This window comes from Gordonia polyisoprenivorans, from assembly GCF_017654315.1.
Taxonomy (GTDB): Bacteria; Actinomycetota; Actinomycetes; order Mycobacteriales; family Mycobacteriaceae; genus Gordonia; species Gordonia polyisoprenivorans_A.
The window spans coordinates 5,590,030-5,607,386 of record NZ_CP072203.1; the positions used below are offsets into that span (position 1 = coordinate 5,590,030).

Sequence of the window (17,357 nt, forward strand, 5' to 3'; positions counted from 1 at the left end):
TTTGGTCCCGGCATGACCTGCAACGGCAGCGACGGCACTCAGCCGACTCCCAGGTTCGGTAACGGCCAGATAACGGAACGGACACGGAAGTCGGTAGCCTCGTCGGCGGCCCACTGCCCCATGAAGTCGACGCACACCGCAATCGACGAGCACCGCGGCAGTGGGTAGCCGATGTACCCGAGTCTGTAGTGAGGTCCGAAAGTTGGGGAAACACTCCAAAACGCGCTCACCGTTGCTGCCGCGTTCCCGTAAGCCGGTGCTGGCCACCGCGCTGATCCCGATGGTCGGCGTCTGCGCCGCGGCCGCCGCTGCGGCCACCGACGACGCCCAGGTCACCGCGGCTCCCGCCGCGTCGCCAACCACCGCGGCCGCACCCGAACCAGCCACCCTGAGTCATCCGGCACCGGCCCGCTCGAACACCCCGACGTCGCTGCCGACCCGTCCGGCCCGGGATCTGACGGTGGCCCCCGTCCGCGCGACACCACCGCCGCCACCGATGCCGGTGAGCGTCACCGACGGCCAGGTCCCGGCCATCAATTACCGCGCCTACAAGCAGGCCGCCGACACCATCGCACGCACCGAACCGGTCTGCGGGATCGACTGGAAGCTCATCGCCGGGATCGGCAAGGTCGAATCCCATCACGCCGACAACGGCGACGCCGACCCGTCCGGCCGCCTGAAGACCCCGATCTACGGGCCCACCCTTGACGGTTCGCTGGCCGGCAACCAGGTCATCACCGACACCGACGGTGGCGCCATCGACGGTGACCCGGTCCACGACCGTGCGGTCGGGCCGATGCAGTTCATCCCGCAGACGTGGAAGAAGTACGCCGCCGACGGCAACGGCGACGGCATCGCCGACCCGCAGAACATCTACGACGCCGCGCTGACCACCGCGCGCTACCTGTGCGACGGCGGGCTGAACCTACGCGACATCGCCGGACAGACGGCCGCGGTCCTGCGCTACAACAACTCGATGACCTACGTCGACAACGTGCTCGGGTTCGCCCGTAGCTACTGAGGAGCTTCTACCGAGGTTGTTTGACCGGACGGCCGCGCCGGATAGGGTGGCGGAGCACCGAAAGCGAATTCGCTATCGCGAATTCTCCCGGACCTGTTGTCACCACGATCGGAGAGCACGTTGCGTCGTACCCTGCGCGTCCTGACCATCCTCGTCGGGCTCCTGCTCGCACTCGCGCCCGCCTATGCGGCGCAGGCAGCACCGCGTGCCACCGTCGGCGGCGGTAGCGCCATCGTGATCGACGGCCGCTTCGGCTGCACGATGACCACGGTCGGGCACGATCGCGCCGGACGACTCGTCGGTCTGACCGCCGGGCACTGCGGCCATGTCGGATCGAAGGTCTCCCTCGAGCGCAATCCCGCCGCGGGTGTGATCGGTCGTTTCGCGCGCAAGAGCGAACCGGGCGACTACGCGGTCATCGCCCTCGACCCGAATCGGGTGAGCGCCGTACGCACCGCGGGCGGCGCGACCATCCGCAGCGTCGGGGCGTTCCCGCACGCCGGTGCCAACGTCTGCAAGGCCGGACGCACCACCGGGTTCAGCTGCGGGCCGGTCCTGCAGACCAGCAGCACCGACAGCCTGAGCTATGTCTGCGCCAACCACGGCGACTCCGGCGGCCCGATCGTCATGGGTGATCGAGTCGTCGGCATGCTCAACGGCGGCCTCATCCTCGGCATCCCCGGCACCCCGATCAAGGGCGCGATCGGCTGTGTGAATCCGGCCATCCCGATCTACAGCCCGCTGGTTGCCACCAAGATGACCGCGATCCTGGCCGACCTCAATGCACAGGGCGGCGTCGGCGCGGGATTCCGACCGGCCTGACCCGACCGGCTCAGATTCCCGCGCTCAGGCTTCGGTACTCAGGAACGCCTGTAGCGCAGCGGAATACATCGGCACGTCGGCGGCACCCATCAGCTCGCGGGCACTGTGCATCGCGAGCTGCGGTGCGCCGACGTCGATGGTCATCAGACCGGTGCGCGTGGCGGTGATCGGCCCGATCGTCGATCCGCAGGGCAGGTCGGCGCGGTGGATGTAACGCTGCATCGGAACCCCCGCGGTGTCGCAGGCCAGCGCGAAGACGGCCTCCCCGATCGCGTCCGAGGCGTAACGCAGATTCTGGTTCACCTTGAGCACCGGACCGCCGTCGATGGCGATCTGGTGGGTGGGCTCGTGCCGCTCGGGATAGTTCGGGTGGGTGGCGTGGGCCATGTCGCCCGACACACAGATGCTCGACGCCATCGCCTGCAGGTAGTCGGCCCGGCTTCCCCCGCGGGACAACACGATTCGTTCGAGGACGGTGGACAGGAAGTCCGACGCCGCGCCGCGCTCGGAACCGCTGCCGACCTCCTCGTGGTCGAACAGCGCGAGCACCCGGGTCGCGATCGCGGGCGAGCCGTCGAGCAATGCCCGCAGCCCGGCATAACAGGTGCCCTGGTTGTCCAGACGCGGTGCGCTGAGCAGGCTTTCGTCGGTTCCGATCAGGCGCGACGGTGCCACGTCGTGGGTCATCAACTCCCAGCCGAGCACCGAATCCGGTGTGATACCGGCATATTCGGCCACCCAGTCCAGCACGTCGGGTACGTCGGCACCGATCCCCCACACCCCGTCGAGGTGTCGTTGCGGATCCAGGGTGACGCCCTTGCGGTCGGCGGAGAGGTGAATCGCCAACTGCGGCACGCGGACCACCGGCTCGGTCACATGCACCAGCACGTGCTCGACGGAGTTGCCGGAACGATAGGCGAGTCGGCCGGACAACCCGAGATCGCGGTCGAGCCAGGAGTTCAGCCAGGCGCCGCCATAGGGTTCGAGCGCGATCGTGCGGATACCGGCACTGACGCGATCCGGGCGCTGCTTGAGACGCAGATTCGGGCTGTCGGTGTGGCCGCCGACGATCCGGAAGGCATCGCCGTCACCGAGATCCCACGCGATGATCGAACCGCCACGGATGACGTAGAAGCGACGCGCGTCCAGAGACCACTCGCGATCCTCGAACAGACGCCGGAATCCGGCCTCCTCCAATTCCGCCGCCACCGTCGCACAGACGTGGAACGGAGACGGCGAGGCGTCGATGAAAGCACCGAGCCCCTTCGCGGTGGCCGAGGTGGTCAGGCGAGGCCCACTCATGTCGTCACCGCCGTGTCGTCGTCACGCGTTGGCCAGGACGGCGTCGATCGCCGAGTAGAACAGGCCGAGGCCGTCGTCACTGGGACCGGTGAGCGCCTCGGTGGCGTGTTCGGGGTGGGGCATCAGTCCGACGATCCGGCCGTCGGGGCTGCTGATGCCCGCGATGTCGAGGGCCGAACCGTTGGGATTGCCGCCGGCATAGGTGAACGCGATCAGTCCCTCGCCCTCGAGTTCCTCGAGTTTGCGTTGCGGGGCGACGTAGCGGCCCTCCCCCGACTTGAGGGGGATGAGGATCTCCGCGCCCCGCTCGAACCGGGTGGTCCAGGCGGTCGTGGTCGACTCGACACGCAACCACTGGTCGCGGCAGATGAAGTGCAGACCCTCGTTGCGGGTCAGCGCGCCGGGCAGCAGGCCGGCCTCGCACAGGACCTGAAAACCGTTGCAGATACCCAGAACCGGCATACCCTTGCCGGCGGCCTCGATGACCGAACCCATGACGGGGGCGAACTTGGCGATCGCCCCGGCGCGCAGGTAGTCGCCGTAGGAGAACCCGCCGGGCACGACGATGGCGTCGACGCCCTGGAGATCGGCATCGCCGTGCCACAACTCGACGGCCTCGGCTCCGGCGAGACGGACCGCGCGGGCGGCGTCGACGTCGTCGAGGGTGCCGGGAAAGGTGATGACCCCGATGCGTGCGTTGCTCACAGTCGTCTCCGCTGCCTACTCGGCAACCCGGGAGACGTTGAAGTTCTCGATCACCGTGTTGGTCAACAACTCCTCGGCGATCCGCTCCAATGTGGAGTCGTCGACGGAGTCGTCGACCTCGAGTTCGAAACGCTTGCCCTGGCGGACATCGGCGATGCCGGAGAATCCCAGACGGCCCAGTGCGCCGACGATCGCCTGACCCTGGGGATCGAGGATCTCGGCCTTGGGCATCACGTCGACCACCACTCGTGCCATCGGCAATAGCTCCCTATCGAATATCTCCAGGCCGTCCGAGGGACGTCCGGAGGTTGGCTGAACACCGGTTACCTTACCGGGTTCGCCGGAGCGGTCCCGTGCGGAGCGCGTTGGGTGCGCCGGCGCTACAGCGCCGCCTCGATCGCCGCGACGACCTCGGGTGCGGTCGGCTCGGTGCGCGGGCGGAAGCGGGCGAGCGGCTCGCCGTCGGCGCCGACGAGGAACTTCTCGAAGTTCCACTGGATGTCACCGGCCTCACCGTCGGCGTCGGCGAGCTTCGTCAGCTCGGCGTAGAGGGGATGCCGTCCGTCACCGTTGACATCGGTCTTCTCCAGCAGCGGGAACGTGACGCCGTAATTGGTGGAACAGAAGGTCGCGATCTCCTCGGCGCTGCCCGGTTCCTGGCCCATGAACTGGTTGCACGGCACACCCACGACGGTCAGTCCGCGCTCACCGTAGGTCTTGGCCAGTTCTTCCAGTCCGGTGTACTGAGGCGTGAGGCCGCATTTGCTGGCGACGTTGACGACCAGCAACGGTCCGGTGAAATCGGACAGCGATAGCGCCGATCCGTCGAGTGCGGCCACGGGGATGTCCTTGACATTGCTCATGACTCCCGACCCTAATCGCCCTGGCGCGGTGGTACAGATCACCGACTTTTCTGCGCTATGACACATATCACCGATAATTGTGTTCGCGCGATAGTTGCGTTCCCGTTAGCATTTTCGAGTGTCCACTTCGATCGATTCCGCGTGCCGCGCACTGCACGAGTTCCTGGATCGACTGACCTGCCTGAGCAAGGCCGCCGCTGTCGACGACCTCGCCACCACCGACCTCACCTTCTCCCAGATCCGGGTGTTGTTCGTCGCCGGTGAGGCCCAGGCGCCGATGTCGGTCCACGAGATCGCCGATGCCATCGGCTTGTCGCTGGCCGCGACCGGCCGGACCGTCGATCGTCTCGTGCGGCTCGGATTCGTCGATCGCCGCGAGGATCCCGCCGACCGGCGCGTCAAACGCGTCAGCCTCACCGCGGGCGGCCGACACCTCGTCGACGAACAACTCAGCGTGCGCCAGGAGATCATCAGCGACTTCGTCGCCGGTCTGCCCGCCGAACACCGTGACGCGCTGACCGATGCGCTGCGACCCATCGTCGACGCCGACACCGATTACTTCGACCTGACCCACCCCACGCTCGACACCCATCGGACCCACGACCAGAAAGTGCACTCATGACGAGTTCCACCTCCGCCGGCGGGACGGCCCACGCCGGCCCACCGGACACCAAACTCGACCGGCATGTGCTGACCGTTGCCGGCGTCGTCGTGCTCGGCGCCATCATGTCGATCCTCGACGTGACCGTGGTATCGGTGGCACAGAACACCTTCCAGGAGACCTTCAACACCAACGCCGCGGGTGCCGCGTGGACGATGACCGGCTACACGCTGGCGCTGGCCGCAGTCATCCCGCTCTCGAGCTGGGCCGCAGCACGATTCGGCACCAAGAAGGTCTACATGACCTCGCTGGTGCTGTTCCTCATCGGTTCCGCACTGTGTGCGGTCGCCTGGAACATCGGTTCGCTGGTGGCCTTCCGCGTCGTCCAGGGACTCGGCGGCGGTCTGCTGATGCCGATCGGCATGATGATCCTCACCAAGGCCGCCGGTCCCGAACGCGTCGGCTCGGTGATGGCCGTCCTCGGTATCCCGATGCTGTTGGGCCCCATCGCCGGACCCATCCTCGGCGGTCTGCTCATCGAGAAGGCCAGCTGGCACTGGGTGTTCCTGATCAACGTCCCGATCGGTCTCGTCGCCCTCGTCTACGCCTGGCTCGTGCTGCGCGACGACGAGGAGAAACAGCGCCCGACAATCGATTTCGTCGGTCTGCTGATGCTCTCACCGGGTCTGGCGTTGTTCCTCTACGGCATCTCCTCGTCCACCGACGCCGGCACCTTCATGGACACGAAGGTGCTCGTCACCACGATCATCGGCGCCGTACTGATCGTCGCATTCATCATCCACGCGCTGCGCGCGAAGAATCCGCTGCTGGATCTGCGCCTGTTCAAGAACAAGACGCTGGCCATCGCGGTGGTCACGATGACCACCTTCATGATCGCGTTCTTCGGTGCGGCACTGCTCTATCCGCAGTACTTCATCGGTGTTCGCGGCGAGTCCACGTTGATGGCCGGCCTGCTGCTCGCCCCGCAGGGTCTCGGCGCAATGCTCACCATGCCCATCGCCGGGCGCCTGACCGACAAGATGGGTCCGGGCAAGTTCGTCCTCGGCGGTATCGTGCTGATCTTCTGCGGCATGGGTTATTTCGTCTTCCTCGGCGCCGACACTCCCTACTGGGCGGTGTGCCTGGCACTGTTCGTCCAGGGTCTGGGCATGGGTATGACGATGATGCCGATCATGTCCGCGGCGCTGGCCACCCTGAACAACAAGCAGGTTCCCGACGGTTCGACGCTGATGAACGTGGTGCAGCAGACCGCGTCGTCGATCGGTACCGCGGTGATCTCGGTCGTCCTGGCCAACATGTTCAAGTCGCATCCCGAGTCGCTGCTCGCGATCAGCTCCAATGCCGCACCGGAGAAGTACGCGCAGGCCGTGCAGGCGAGCGCCAACACCCCTGCGGCACTTCCGGCGAACCCGCCGGATCAGTGGTTCTCCTGGGCGGCCGAAGCCTTCGGTACCACGTTCATCGTGGCGACGGTATTGGTCGCGGTGACCGTGATCCCCGCGATCTTCCTGCCCCGCAAGAAGATCGCCTCCCCGCTCGTCGAAGAGGACATGGATCGCACGCCGACGCTGCTGCACTGAGCGTCCACGGCACCAACGCACCAGGCCCGCACCCGATCATCTCGGGTGCGGGCCTCGTGCATTCGGCGGCCCGGGCCGCTGCAGCGATGAGTTCTGAACACCGCGCCGGTCTGTCCCCGCATGAGCACACTGGTACTGAAGATGTCGATGTCGTTGGACGGTTTCATCGCCGGCCCCGACGGTGAGATGGACTGGGCCATGGCCGCACGCAGCGACGACTCGACCGCCTGGGTGCTGCGCACCCTGCAGGAGGCCGACGTCCACCTGATCGGGCGGGGATTCCACGACGGGGTCGCCGCCTTCTGGTCGTCGGCGCAGGGGCCGATGGCCGCGGCGATGAACGACACCCCGAAGGTCGTCGCGTCGCACTCCCTCTCCTCGGGATCGGCACCGAGGCCGGGCGGTTTTCCGTTCGCGGGAGCGGGCACGTGGGAATCGCCCTACCTCGCCGGCGGCGACCTCGTCGCCGACGTCGAGCGTCTGAAGGAACACACCGCAGGCGTCGTCCTCGTCAACGGCGGGGTGCGCTTCGCGCGCAGCCTCGTCTCGCTCGGACTCGTCGACGAGTACCGGCTGGCGATCGCACCGATCGCATTGGGCCGCGGGCAGCCGCTGTTCAGCGACCTCACGCAACCACTCGACCTCGATCTCATCGACACCGCCGTCTTCGACGGTGGGATCGTCGCGCAGACCCTGGTGCCGAAGACTACGGCGTGACGGCTCCGGTCTGCTGGAGAATCCACGCGATCTCGAAGGCGACCTCTTCCCACTGCTTGTAGCGTCCGGAGACACCGCCGTGGCCCGCCGACATCTCGGTCTTCAGCAGGATCGGATTGTCCGAGGTGCTCAAGTCCTGCAGGCGGGCAACCCATTTCGCCGCCTCAGTGAACAGCACACGGGTGTCGTTGAGCGAGGTCTGGGCGAGGATCGCGGGGTACGGGAGCGCCTCGACGTTCTCGTACGGCGAGTACGACTTCATGTACTCGTAGACCGTCGGATCGTGCAGCGGGTCGCCCCATTCGTCCCATTCGATGACCGTCAACGGCAGCGACGGGTCGAGGATCGAGTTGAGGGCGTCGACGAACGGCACCGAGGCGAGGATCCCGTGGAAGAGCTCCGGGGCCAGATTGGCCACCGCCCCCATGAGCAGTCCACCGGCCGAACCGCCTTCGGCGACCATCTGTTCCGACGTCGTCCAACCGCGTTCGACGAGATGGCGACCCGAGTCCACGAAGTCGGTGAAGGTGTTTTTCTTGGTCAGCGTCTTGCCGGTCTCGTACCAGTGCCGGCCCATCTCGCCGCCGCCGCGCACATGGGCGAGGACGAAGACCACACCGCGATCGAGCATCGACAGTCGTGACACCGAGAACGACGGGTCGAAACTCGCCTCGTAGGAGCCGTATCCGTAGAGCAGCAACGGGGCCGGCGCCGCACCCTCGTCGCCGGGTGCCGCCACCGACTTGTGGCGCACGATCGACAACGGGATCTCGGTACCGTCGGCGGCGGTGGCCCATTCGCGCGACTGCACGTAGTCCTCGGGGCGGAAGTCGCCGAGGACGGGCTGACGCTTGAGCAGGATGCGCTCGCCGGTGGTCACGTCGAGCTCGAAGAGTTCCGACGGTTCGATGAAGCTGCCGTACCCGAATCGCAGTCGTGGCGTGGCCCATTCGCGGTTGCCACCGAGGCCGAGGGAGAACAGCTCCTGCGCGACGGCGACCTCGATGAAGTCCTCGGCGACCGGGATGCCGTCGATCCGGCGCAGATCGGCGATGGCCACTCGCGGCAGGGCGTCGGCGCGGTAGCTGAGCACGAGATAGTCGCGGAAGGCGTCGACGTCCTCGATCCGGAAGCCGCGCCGATGCCCGATGAACTCGGTTCGGGCGGCCGGATCGTCGACGGGGGCGATGTCGACGGCGAAGTCCTCGGCCTTCTCACCGTCACGAACATCGTTGTGCACGATCAGGAAATAGTCGGTGCCGGCGATCTCGGCGTGTTCGACGTTGTATTCCACGCCGTCGACCCGGGGTGCGACGCTGCGGAATTCGCCGGTGGGGTCGTCGGCGGACAGGACGAAACACTCGGAGGTGATCTTGGAGCCGACGGCGATCACCAGGTACTTGTCGCTGCGGGTCGATCCCATGCCGACCCAGTAGCGTTCGTCGGGCTCGTGGAAGACCTTGACGTCGGGGGTGCCGGCGCCGATGTCGTGGCGCCACACCGTGTCCGGGCGCCACGCGGCGTCGACGGTCTGGTAGAAGACGTGTTTGGTGTCGGTCGACCACACGGCCCCGCCCGCGGTATCGGCGATGACATCGGGCAACAGCTCCCCGGTCCGAAGGTCCTTGAATCGCAACGTGTACCGCTCGTCGCCGACCACGTCGGTGCTGTAGGCCAGCCAGTGGCCGTCGTGACTGACCGTGAGCGCACCGACGCTGAAGAAGTCGTGACCCTCGGCCTCGTCGTTGGCGTCGAAGAGCACCTCCTCGCCCGGCAGCGGCGCATCCTCGGACACCGTCGGCGGTGTCCAGTCGTCGGGATCGACGATGGGGCACCGGCATTGCATCGCATACTGTTTGCCCTCGAGGGTGCGCGCGTAGTACCAGTACTCACCGCGCCGCGACGGCACCGACATGTCGGTTTCCTTGGTGCGCGAACGGATCTCGTCGAAGATCGTCGCCCGCAGATCCGCCAGCGCGGCGGTGTGGGCCTCGGTGTAGGCGTTCTGCGCCTCGAGGTAGGCGATCACCTCGGGATCGTCCTTGTCGCGCAACCACTCGTAGTTGTCGATGACGGTGTCGCCGTGGTGGGTTCGCTCGAGGGGAACCTTCTTCGCCACCGGCGCGGAGGCGGCCACTGCGTCGGTGTTGCCTGCGGCGTCGGTGTCGGCTGCTGCTGCGTCGGTCACGTGACTCCTATCCTTGCGGCCAGTCGGCGAAGGATTTCTGCGAAATCCATTCGTAGGCCTCGATGTATCGTTGCCGGGTGCGTGTCACCACGTCGGCGGGAAGAGCGGGCGGGGTCGTATCGGAGGCGCGATCCCAGCCGGATTCCGGCGAGGTCAGCCAGTTGCGGACGATCTGCTTGTCGAAGCTCGGCTGCACCCGACCCGGGGTATAGCCGGCGGCCTCCCAGTAGCGCGAGGAGTCCGGCGTGAGCACCTCGTCGGCAAGGACAAGTGATCCGTCGGAGTCGCGCCCGAACTCGAACTTGGTGTCGGCCAGGATGATTCCGCGTTGCGCGGCGAGTTCGGCGCCGCGCCGGTAGATGTCGAGGGTCGTGCGGCGAAGATCGTCGGCCAATTCGGCCCCGACCTGCGCGGCCACCGCCTCGAAGCTGATGTTCTCGTCGTGGTCACCTTGTTCGGCCTTGGTGGCCGGGGTGAAGATCGGCTCGGGCAGCCGGTCGGCCTCGTCGAGGCCGTCGGGCAATGCCACCCCGCACACCGCACCGGTCGCGCGGTAATCGGTCAGCCCGGAACCGGTGAGGTAGCCGCGTGCCACACATTCCACCGGAACCATCGGCAGCTTGCGCACCACCATCGAGCGGCCCACGCACCCGTCGGGGATGCGCTCGTCGGTCGGTCCGCCCGCCAGATGATTCGGCACGCCGAGCGCATCGAACCAGTAGAAACTCATGGCGGTCAGGATGGCGCCCTTGTCCGGTATCGCCGGGCTCAGGATGTGGTCGTAGGCCGAGATACGATCGCTGGCCACCATCAGCAGGGTGTCGTCGTCGATCTGATAGATCTCGCGGACCTTGCCGGAGGCGAGAAAGGTGTACGTGTCGAGAGCCGGACGCATGCCCTCGACCATAGTGTGCGCAGGTCGGCAGGGTCAGTCTGGGTGGCCCGGCAGTCTGGGTGGCAGACAGTCTGGGTGGCCCGACGCTCGGGGTGAGGTGACTCGGGGTGATCTGGCAGTCTGGGTCGTCATGGGCGCACCGCAGATCACCATCACCTACTGCACGCAATGCAATTGGTTGCTGCGGGCCAACTGGATGGCTGCGGAACTGCTGTCGACCTTCGGCACCGACCTCGGCTCGGTCACCCTGCGCCCGGGCACCGGAGGTGTCTTCGTCATCGAGGCCGACGGCGAGCAGATCTGGGAACGCAAGCGCGACGGCGGTTTCCCCGACGCCGCCGAACTCAAACGCCGCATCCGCGATTCGGTGCTGCCCGACTGGTCGTTGGGGCACGCCGACCGTACGCCCGCCGATCCCGACGCGGGCTAGCCACGGGCTGCTCGCCCGGACCGGCGAGTCAGTCGAGACAGAACTCGTTGCCCTCCGGATCGGCCATGACGAGGTGCCCGCCCGCCAGCGGCGGCGCCGGTTCGTGCCGGGCGATCCGCCGGGCACCCGCGTCGATCAGTTCGGCACCACGACGCTCGAGCGCAGCCATCCGCTCCTCACCCGACAAGCCGGGCGCCGCCCGAACACACAGGTGAGCGCGGTTCTTGACGGTCTTGCCCTCGGGCACCCGCTGGAAGAAGACGCGCGGCCCCGCACCTGCCGGATCCACCAGCGCCGAGGCGTCGTTGCGCCGATCCTCGGCGATGCCCATCGCCGAGAGCGCGTCGTCCCACGTGGCGAAACCCGGCGGCGGGGGCGCGAGCCGATAGCCGAGGACCTCGGCCCAGAACGCGGACAGCGCTGCCGGGTCCGCACAGTCGAAGGTCACCTGGAAGTCGATACTCATGCCGACATGGTTCCCCACACCGCGGACAGCCAGTGTCCTCGTTACAGAATCGGCGCCGGGGTGTAGGCCGCTGCCTGCGGGTTCTCGGCGATGATCTTCTCGGCGGCGGCGATGACGTCGGCGACCTGGCGGCCCGCCGCACCGACGAAGGCTTCCTTGTCGTCGAGCAATGCATCGAGCTGTGCCCGATCGAGCGGGATGCGGTCGTCGGCGGCGAGCCGGTCGAGCAGATCGGGTTCGCGCCCCTCCTCGCGCATGGCCAGCGCCACGGCCACGGCATTCTCCTTGATCGCCTCGTGCGCGGTCTCACGCCCGACGCCCGCGCGCACCGACGCCATCAACACCTTGGTGGTGGCCAAAAACGGCAGGTAGCGGTCGAGCTCGTTGGCGATCACGGCCGGATAGGCGCCGAATTCGGCGAGCACGGTCAAGAACGTCTCCATCAGGCCGTCGATGGCGAAGAAGGCGTCGGGCAGCGCCACGCGACGCACCACCGAGCAGAAGACGTCGCCCTCGTTCCACTGCGCGCCGGCGAGCTCGGCGGTCATCGACGCGTAGCCGCGCAGCACCACGGCCAGGCCGTTGACCCGCTCGCAGGAGCGGGTGTTCATCTTGTGCGGCATCGCCGACGACCCGACCTGCCCGGGCTGGAATCCCTCGGTGACCAGCTCGTGTCCGGCCATCAGCCGGATCGTGTGGGCCAGCGACGACGGTGCCGCGGCCACCTGGACGAGTGCGGAGACGACGTCGTGGTCGAGGGAGCGCGGGTAGATCTGCCCGACCGAGGTGAACGACCGGGAGAACCCGAGATGCCCGGCGACCCGCGACTCGAGGTCGGCGAGCTTGCCGGCGTCCCCGCCGAGCAGGTCGAGCATGTCCTGGCTGGTGCCCATCGGCCCCTTGATGCCGCGCAGCGGATAGCGGTCGATGAGTTCGGTGAGTCGGGTCAGCGCGATCATCAACTCGTCGGCGGCCGACGCGAATCGCTTGCCCAGCGTCGTCGCCTGCGCGGCCACATTGTGGCTGCGTCCGGCCATCACCAGCGACGAGTACTGGGCGGCCCGTTCGACGAGCCGCGCGAGCACGGCGACGCCATGGGCGTGGACGTGCCGCAGCGACTGCAGGATCTGCAGTTGCTCGACGTTCTCGGTGAGGTCGCGGCTGGTCATCCCCTTGTGGATCTGCTCGTGACCGGCGAGCGCGTTGAACTCCTCGATCCGCGCCTTGACGTCGTGGCGGGTGATGCGTTCACGCTCGGCGATGGACCCGAGGTCGATGTCGTCGACGACCCGCTCGTAGTCGTCGATGGCGTTGTCGGGCACGTCGATCCCGAGGTCGCGCTGGGCCCGCAGGACAGCGATCCAGAGTCGGCGTTCGGCGGCGATCTTGTTGGTCGCCGACCATATCTCGACCAGATCGGTCGACGCATAGCGGCTCGCGAGGACGTTGCTGATGGCAGGTTTCGACACGTCAACAGTGTAGTTTGCGTGCCGTCGGCGTCTTTACAGGGCGAAGCACAGGCCCCCGGAGCCGTACCCCTGGTGCACCCGGGCGAGGGTGATCGGCGACGTGACGCCGTTCTGCACCGCATAGAGCATCCGGTCGCCGAGTCGGCGCGGCGTCCAGTTGACCGTCGCGATCAGTTGATACGCGGGCGCTCTGCCGATGAAGATCGGGGCGAATCCCCGACGCTGCTCGTAGAAGGAGACCATGCCGACGGAGTTGACCGGCACCGTCAGGTTGTAGGTGCAGCCGGTGCCGTAGACCACCGACGAGAACGGCACCCCCGCGTCGACCGGCCCGGTCGGTGCCGCCGACGCCGACCCGGTCCCCGCCAGTACTCCGGCGACCACCGCCGCGCCCACCGCCAGCGATGCCGCCCACCGGCGCATCGCACGCCTGTGCTCCCCCATGACTCACCTTTCTCTCCCCGACCCCTGATTTCGGTTGCAGGTCTTCACATTTGCGGTGCCAGGATGTCGACGACACCATTCAGAGCGGCGCGTGCGGCCTCGAACGGCGAGGTCTCGGCACAGCCCAGGGTCCCCACGACGGCACCGTCCTCGACCGCGATCAACCAGCCGACGTGATGCGGGTCGGAGCGGCGGCCGGACTTCTCGAGTACCTCTGCGTGCATCGCCGAGACGTGGTGCCTGCGTTCCTCGACGACGTCGCGCAGCAGCGGGTACCGGGGCGCGAGCGCGATCAGTTCGTAGCGCGCGGCGAGATCCTCGATGGGGGTCTGCGCCCCGATGAAGACCTCCGAGAGCGCTTCCGCGGTCGCCCCGACTCCGCGTCGTCGCCGGGTCAATGCCGCACCGCGGGCCGCGATCGCCTCGTCGGCGCTTCGGGTGACGTACATGGCGGCCTCGGCCATCAGATCTTCCAGCGAGGCGAAGTAGTAGGTCGTCGAGGCCAGTGGCAGGTTGGCCCGGTCGGCGACCGCACGATGGCGGACGGCGTCGAAACCCCCTTCGAGCAGGAGCGCACCGGCGGCCTCGATGAGTCGAGTCCGCCGCCTCGTTCCCTTCGGGGTGGCGGCCGATGTCATGGCGACCATGCTGCCAGGGTGACCTGGGTCACCACTCCTTTTTCGGCGGATCAGCCACCGTGAAGGACCGGTCGTTCGATCACCTGACAGATGGGGCAACAGTGCCGATTCCGGCACTAGCGTGACCCGCATGGATCTCGACGGTTTGCGCGCTGTCGCCAATTGCGGCGCCTGGTATGCCGGTCTGCGCCGCGTCGCGCTGCATACCTACCTCACCCAGCGCCTCGGCAGCTACACACCCACGGTCGAGGACACCGCGGTGGTCTTCACCGCGACCACCGACCCGCACCGGCAAATCCGCGCCCACCGATCGCCGGTGGCCTCGGTGCGGCGTGCCGGAGCCGCGGGCTGGCTGATCCGGTGGGCCTGGGCCGACGCCTCCCGCGACCTGCCGACCGATCTGCGCCTCGCCGAGATGCGGCGTGCGGGCGAACGTCTCGGCGTCGCCGCCCTGATCTCCCCGGAACTGCGCGTGCCCGGCACGAACGACCCCGAGTCGGAGCACGCGGATCTGATCGCCGCGACCCTCGGTGCCGTCGCCGCCCAACTGAGCGGCGCGGGACCGGTCGTGCGCATCGACGACGCCGACGGCGGCTTCGAGATCGTCCAGGTGACCGGTCTGCCGGTTGCCGAACCGACCTTCACCGACCTCGTCGCGACACTGCCCACGCTTCTTGGCGAAGTGGCCGTCGGCGATCACCGCGTCGCCCTGCACGGCTTGGCGGTCCGGCTCGGTTGGCACGTGATGTGGCAGCGCCCCAACGAGATCGCGACCCCGGCCGGTGCGGCCTCCGACATCTCGCAGTGCGTGCTCACCGACCAGAGATCGAGCCTGGCGTTGTCGTTCGACGTGAACGGCCGCCCGCTGGAGCGCGCCCTGCCCGCCTGACCCACCCCTTGTGGTCCGATACCCCCCTGGGTATATTCGTCGTCACCGACCAATACCCCCTGGGGTATCTGACGATGCGAGGGAGAACTCTCCGTGGACCCGACCGACCACTCCACCACCGTTGCCGACGAACCAGCACCCGCGGCAGCAGACGACACCCGACCCGGCCCGATGGGACGGCTCGGGGTGTGGACCGCGACGCACCGCCGGTGGGTGTTCGGCATCTGGTTCCTGCTCGTCATCGGCCTCGGTACCGCGGCGCCGAGTGTGTTCGGTTCCCTGGCCGGCGCCGGATGGCAGGCCAACGGATCGGAGTCGGTGCAGGTCCGCGAGCTCGCACAACAGCACTTCGGCGGCAACTCGTCGGCTGCGGTGCAGGTGGTGATCCACTCCGACGACCACCAGGTCACCGACCCGGCAGTCGGGCACGTGATCGCCGAGATCACCGGGATCGCGCGCAGCGACCCGCGCTTCGGTCCGGTCATCGCCCCGACACCGGGAATGACCGTCAGCCGCGACGGCCACACCGCGATCGTCATCATCGGCGCCGCTGCCGACACCGACGCGATGGTCAAGGCGGTCGATGATCACAAGGCCGCGTTGACCGGCTTGTCCGGCAACGGGATCCAGGTGTATCCGACGGGCGCCTCGGCACTGTGGAGCGATTTCAACAAGGCCAATCACGAGGCGATGATCACGGCCGAGATGTTCTCCTGGCCGATCACGCTGGCGATCATGGTGATCGCCTTCGGCTCTCTCGTGGCCGCAGGGCTCCCCCTGCTGCTGACCATCGCCGGACTCGTCGCCTCGGCCGGTGGCCTGGTGCTGCTGAACACCGTCACCCCGATCTCGGTGTGGGCCATGAACTTCGCGATGATGTTCGCCCTCGCGCTCGGTATCGACTACGCCCTGTTCATGGTGTCGCGCTTCCGTGCGGCGATCGCGCTACGCGAGACACCCGAACACGCGGTCGCCGAGACCATGGAGACCGCGGGCAAGGCAGTGCTCCTCTCGGGTCTGACGGTGCTGGTGAGTTTGTCCGCGGTGCTGATGGTTCCGGCGCCCGCGGTGCGCACGATGGCCGTCGGGATCATGCTCGCCGTCGTCTTCGTCCTCGCGGCCACCATGACCCTGCTGCCGTCGGTGTTGTCGGCCCTGGGCACCAAGGTCAATGCCGGCTCGCTGCCGTGGGCGAAGAAGCAGGAGCACCGGTCGCACCGTTTCGGGCGCTGGGGAGAGCTGCTGCATCGTCACCCGTGGCCGTTCGCCGTCGTCTCGCTCGCCATCCTGATCCTGTTGGCGCTGCCGGTGCTGGGATTGAAGGTCGCGATGCCGTCGATCACCGTCGTTCCCGACGACGCGCCGGTCCGCCAGGGCTATCAGATCGTCGCCGACAACATGGGTCCCGGCGCCCCCGGTGCACTGCAGATCATCGTTGCCACCCCGGACGCTCCGGCAACGGCCACCGCAGCCGCACAGACGCCCGGTATCGCCATGGTCACGCCGGCCCAGGCCGCACCGGACAACTCGGGATATTCGATGCTGCAAGCGATTCCGTCGGTCGATCCGTCCGCGCCGGAAATGGCCGGCATACTCACCGATCTGCGTGACCGGGTTCCTGCGGGCGCTCTCGTCGGTGGCGCCGCGGCGGAGAACCTCGATCTACAGGACGCGCTGAACACGTGGTTCCCGGTGATCGTCGCGGTCATCCTGTCACTGGGCTTCCTGCTTCTGCTGGTCGCATTGCGAGCCCCGGTGATCGCGTTGCTGGGAACCCTGGTCAGCTTGCTGTCGACGGGCGCGGCCTTCGGTGTCGCCACACTGATTTTCCAGGACGGGCACGGTTCGGGTCTGCTCGGTTTTACCCCGCAGGGCTTCCTCGACGGCTGGGGTCCGGTGTTCTTCTTTGCGATGATCTTCGCAATCGCCATGGACTACACCGTCTTCCTGCTGGCGACCGCCAAGGAACATTACGAGCGCACGGGTGATCCGCGGACCGCGCAGGTCGACGGACTGGCCTACTCCGGTCGCATCATCTTCGCGGCCGCCGCGGTGATGGTTGCGGTGTTCTTCACCTTCGCACTGGCCCAACCACTTCCGCCCAAGGAGATGGGCATCATCCTCGGTGTCGCGGTCCTGCTCGATGCCACACTGATCCGCCTCGTGCTGCTTCCGGTACTCCTGCGGATCACCGGCCACGGGGCCTGGTGGACGCCCCGATGGCTCGACCGGCTGCTGCCGGCCATCTCGTTCGGCCACTGACGCCTCCTCCAGGTATACCCCGAGGGGTATCATGGGTGTCGGCA

The 17,357-nt window shown here is 67.5% G+C and carries 18 protein-coding genes; 8 read left to right on the top strand and 10 right to left on the bottom strand.

Annotated elements, in window-relative coordinates:
- The first annotated feature begins 202 nt into the window (after positions 1–202).
- The gene (locus J6U32_RS25075) at positions 203–1,021 is read left to right on the top strand and encodes a lytic transglycosylase domain-containing protein (protein WP_208792632.1); all 819 of its coding nucleotides are present in this window, start codon (positions 203–205) and stop codon (positions 1,019–1,021) included.
- Between the two features lie 120 nt (positions 1,022–1,141).
- Positions 1,142–1,843, top strand: coding sequence for a S1 family peptidase (locus J6U32_RS25080; protein WP_208792633.1), 702 nt, complete (start codon positions 1,142–1,144; stop codon positions 1,841–1,843).
- Between the two features lie 24 nt (positions 1,844–1,867).
- On the opposite strand, the gene J6U32_RS25085 is transcribed toward J6U32_RS25080, so the two are convergent.
- From J6U32_RS25085 to J6U32_RS25100, 4 genes are all read right to left on the bottom strand, one after another.
- On the bottom strand, positions 1,868–3,145 hold the full coding sequence (locus J6U32_RS25085; protein WP_208792634.1) for a M18 family aminopeptidase: 1,278 nt from the start codon (positions 3,143–3,145) through the stop codon (positions 1,868–1,870).
- Positions 3,146–3,166: 21 nt separating this feature from the next.
- Positions 3,167–3,850, bottom strand: a complete 684-nt coding sequence (gene purQ, locus J6U32_RS25090; protein WP_208792635.1) for a phosphoribosylformylglycinamidine synthase subunit PurQ — start codon at positions 3,848–3,850, stop codon at positions 3,167–3,169.
- Between the two features lie 15 nt (positions 3,851–3,865).
- The gene (gene purS / locus J6U32_RS25095) at positions 3,866–4,105 is read right to left on the bottom strand and encodes a phosphoribosylformylglycinamidine synthase subunit PurS (protein ID WP_014361454.1); all 240 of its coding nucleotides are present in this window, start codon (positions 4,103–4,105) and stop codon (positions 3,866–3,868) included.
- 125 nt (positions 4,106–4,230) lie between these two features.
- Positions 4,231–4,713 (bottom strand): glutathione peroxidase, encoded by a 483-nt coding sequence (locus J6U32_RS25100; RefSeq protein ID WP_208792636.1) that lies wholly within the window; start codon positions 4,711–4,713, stop codon positions 4,231–4,233.
- Between the two features lie 118 nt (positions 4,714–4,831).
- Here J6U32_RS25100 and J6U32_RS25105 point away from each other — a divergent pair, with 118 nt between their 5' ends.
- The 3 genes from J6U32_RS25105 (at position 4,832) to J6U32_RS25115 (ending at position 7,632) form a co-directional block, all read left to right on the top strand.
- On the top strand, positions 4,832–5,335 hold the full coding sequence (locus J6U32_RS25105; protein ID WP_208792637.1) for a MarR family winged helix-turn-helix transcriptional regulator: 504 nt from the start codon (positions 4,832–4,834) through the stop codon (positions 5,333–5,335).
- Positions 5,332–6,915 (top strand): DHA2 family efflux MFS transporter permease subunit, encoded by a 1,584-nt coding sequence (locus J6U32_RS25110; protein WP_208792638.1) that lies wholly within the window; start codon positions 5,332–5,334, stop codon positions 6,913–6,915. Before J6U32_RS25105 ends, J6U32_RS25110 begins: the two co-directional genes overlap by 4 nt.
- Positions 6,916–7,035: 120 nt before the next feature.
- A complete protein-coding gene (locus tag J6U32_RS25115) occupies positions 7,036–7,632 on the top strand; it encodes a dihydrofolate reductase family protein (protein WP_208792639.1) in 597 nt (198 codons plus the stop codon).
- Here J6U32_RS25115 and J6U32_RS25120 read toward each other — a convergent pair.
- Both J6U32_RS25120 and J6U32_RS25125 read right to left on the bottom strand, forming a co-directional pair.
- The gene (locus tag J6U32_RS25120; RefSeq protein ID WP_208792640.1) at positions 7,622–9,820 is read right to left on the bottom strand and encodes a S9 family peptidase; all 2,199 of its coding nucleotides are present in this window, start codon (positions 9,818–9,820) and stop codon (positions 7,622–7,624) included. The genes J6U32_RS25115 and J6U32_RS25120 overlap by 11 nt on opposite strands.
- A gap of 7 nt (positions 9,821–9,827) precedes the next feature.
- On the bottom strand, positions 9,828–10,715 hold the full coding sequence (locus J6U32_RS25125) for a phosphoribosylaminoimidazolesuccinocarboxamide synthase (RefSeq protein ID WP_208792641.1): 888 nt from the start codon (positions 10,713–10,715) through the stop codon (positions 9,828–9,830).
- 130 nt (positions 10,716–10,845) lie between these two features.
- On the opposite strand from J6U32_RS25125, the gene J6U32_RS25130 reads away from it, so the two are divergent.
- A complete protein-coding gene (locus tag J6U32_RS25130) occupies positions 10,846–11,145 on the top strand; it encodes a SelT/SelW/SelH family protein (RefSeq protein ID WP_208792642.1) in 300 nt (99 codons plus the stop codon).
- A 28-nt stretch (positions 11,146–11,173) separates the two neighbouring features.
- Here J6U32_RS25130 and J6U32_RS25135 read toward each other — a convergent pair whose 3' ends face one another.
- Genes J6U32_RS25135 through J6U32_RS25150 form a run of 4 tightly spaced genes read right to left on the bottom strand, consistent with a single transcriptional unit; the run spans position 11,174 to position 14,171 of the window.
- Positions 11,174–11,611 carry a VOC family protein gene (locus J6U32_RS25135; protein WP_208792643.1) on the bottom strand — a complete coding sequence of 146 codons (438 nt, stop codon included), beginning with the start codon at positions 11,609–11,611 and terminating at the stop codon, positions 11,174–11,176.
- 41 nt (positions 11,612–11,652) lie between these two features.
- Positions 11,653–13,080, bottom strand: coding sequence for an adenylosuccinate lyase (purB, locus tag J6U32_RS25140; protein ID WP_208792644.1), 1,428 nt, complete (start codon positions 13,078–13,080; stop codon positions 11,653–11,655).
- Between the two features lie 33 nt (positions 13,081–13,113).
- Entirely contained in the window at positions 13,114–13,524 is a 411-nt protein-coding gene (locus tag J6U32_RS25145) for a hypothetical protein (RefSeq protein ID WP_208792645.1), read from the bottom strand.
- A 44-nt stretch (positions 13,525–13,568) separates the two neighbouring features.
- Positions 13,569–14,171 (bottom strand): TetR/AcrR family transcriptional regulator, encoded by a 603-nt coding sequence (locus J6U32_RS25150; RefSeq protein ID WP_006369697.1) that lies wholly within the window; start codon positions 14,169–14,171, stop codon positions 13,569–13,571.
- 121 nt (positions 14,172–14,292) lie between these two features.
- Between J6U32_RS25150 and J6U32_RS25155 the strand changes: the two genes are divergently transcribed.
- On the top strand, positions 14,293–15,051 hold the full coding sequence (locus tag J6U32_RS25155) for a DUF6882 domain-containing protein (RefSeq protein WP_208792646.1): 759 nt from the start codon (positions 14,293–14,295) through the stop codon (positions 15,049–15,051).
- Between the two features lie 171 nt (positions 15,052–15,222).
- Entirely contained in the window at positions 15,223–17,313 is a 2,091-nt protein-coding gene (locus tag J6U32_RS25160; RefSeq protein WP_244333036.1) for an MMPL family transporter, read from the top strand.
- The last annotated feature ends 44 nt before the right edge of the window (positions 17,314–17,357 follow it).

Excerpts from the sequence above, each read along its gene's own strand:
- J6U32_RS25145 (WP_208792645.1), bottom strand. The coding sequence starts at position 13,524 with ATGGGGGAGCACAGGCGTGCGATGCGCCGGTGGGCGGCATCGCTGGCG.
- J6U32_RS25110 (WP_208792638.1), top strand. The coding sequence starts at position 5,332 with ATGACGAGTTCCACCTCCGCCGGCGGGACGGCCCACGCCGGCCCACCG.
- J6U32_RS25155 (WP_208792646.1), top strand. The coding sequence starts at position 14,293 with ATGGATCTCGACGGTTTGCGCGCTGTCGCCAATTGCGGCGCCTGGTAT.
- J6U32_RS25100 (WP_208792636.1), bottom strand. The coding sequence starts at position 4,713 with ATGAGCAATGTCAAGGACATCCCCGTGGCCGCACTCGACGGATCGGCG.
- J6U32_RS25150 (WP_006369697.1), bottom strand. The coding sequence starts at position 14,171 with ATGGTCGCCATGACATCGGCCGCCACCCCGAAGGGAACGAGGCGGCGG.
- J6U32_RS25115 (WP_208792639.1), top strand. The coding sequence starts at position 7,036 with ATGAGCACACTGGTACTGAAGATGTCGATGTCGTTGGACGGTTTCATC.
- J6U32_RS25125 (WP_208792641.1), bottom strand. The coding sequence starts at position 10,715 with ATGCGTCCGGCTCTCGACACGTACACCTTTCTCGCCTCCGGCAAGGTC.
- J6U32_RS25130 (WP_208792642.1), top strand. The coding sequence starts at position 10,846 with ATGGGCGCACCGCAGATCACCATCACCTACTGCACGCAATGCAATTGG.
- J6U32_RS25160 (WP_244333036.1), top strand. The coding sequence starts at position 15,223 with ATGGGACGGCTCGGGGTGTGGACCGCGACGCACCGCCGGTGGGTGTTC.
- J6U32_RS25135 (WP_208792643.1), bottom strand. The coding sequence starts at position 11,611 with ATGAGTATCGACTTCCAGGTGACCTTCGACTGTGCGGACCCGGCAGCG.
- purS (WP_014361454.1), bottom strand. The coding sequence starts at position 4,105 with ATGGCACGAGTGGTGGTCGACGTGATGCCCAAGGCCGAGATCCTCGAT.
- J6U32_RS25085 (WP_208792634.1), bottom strand. The coding sequence starts at position 3,145 with ATGAGTGGGCCTCGCCTGACCACCTCGGCCACCGCGAAGGGGCTCGGT.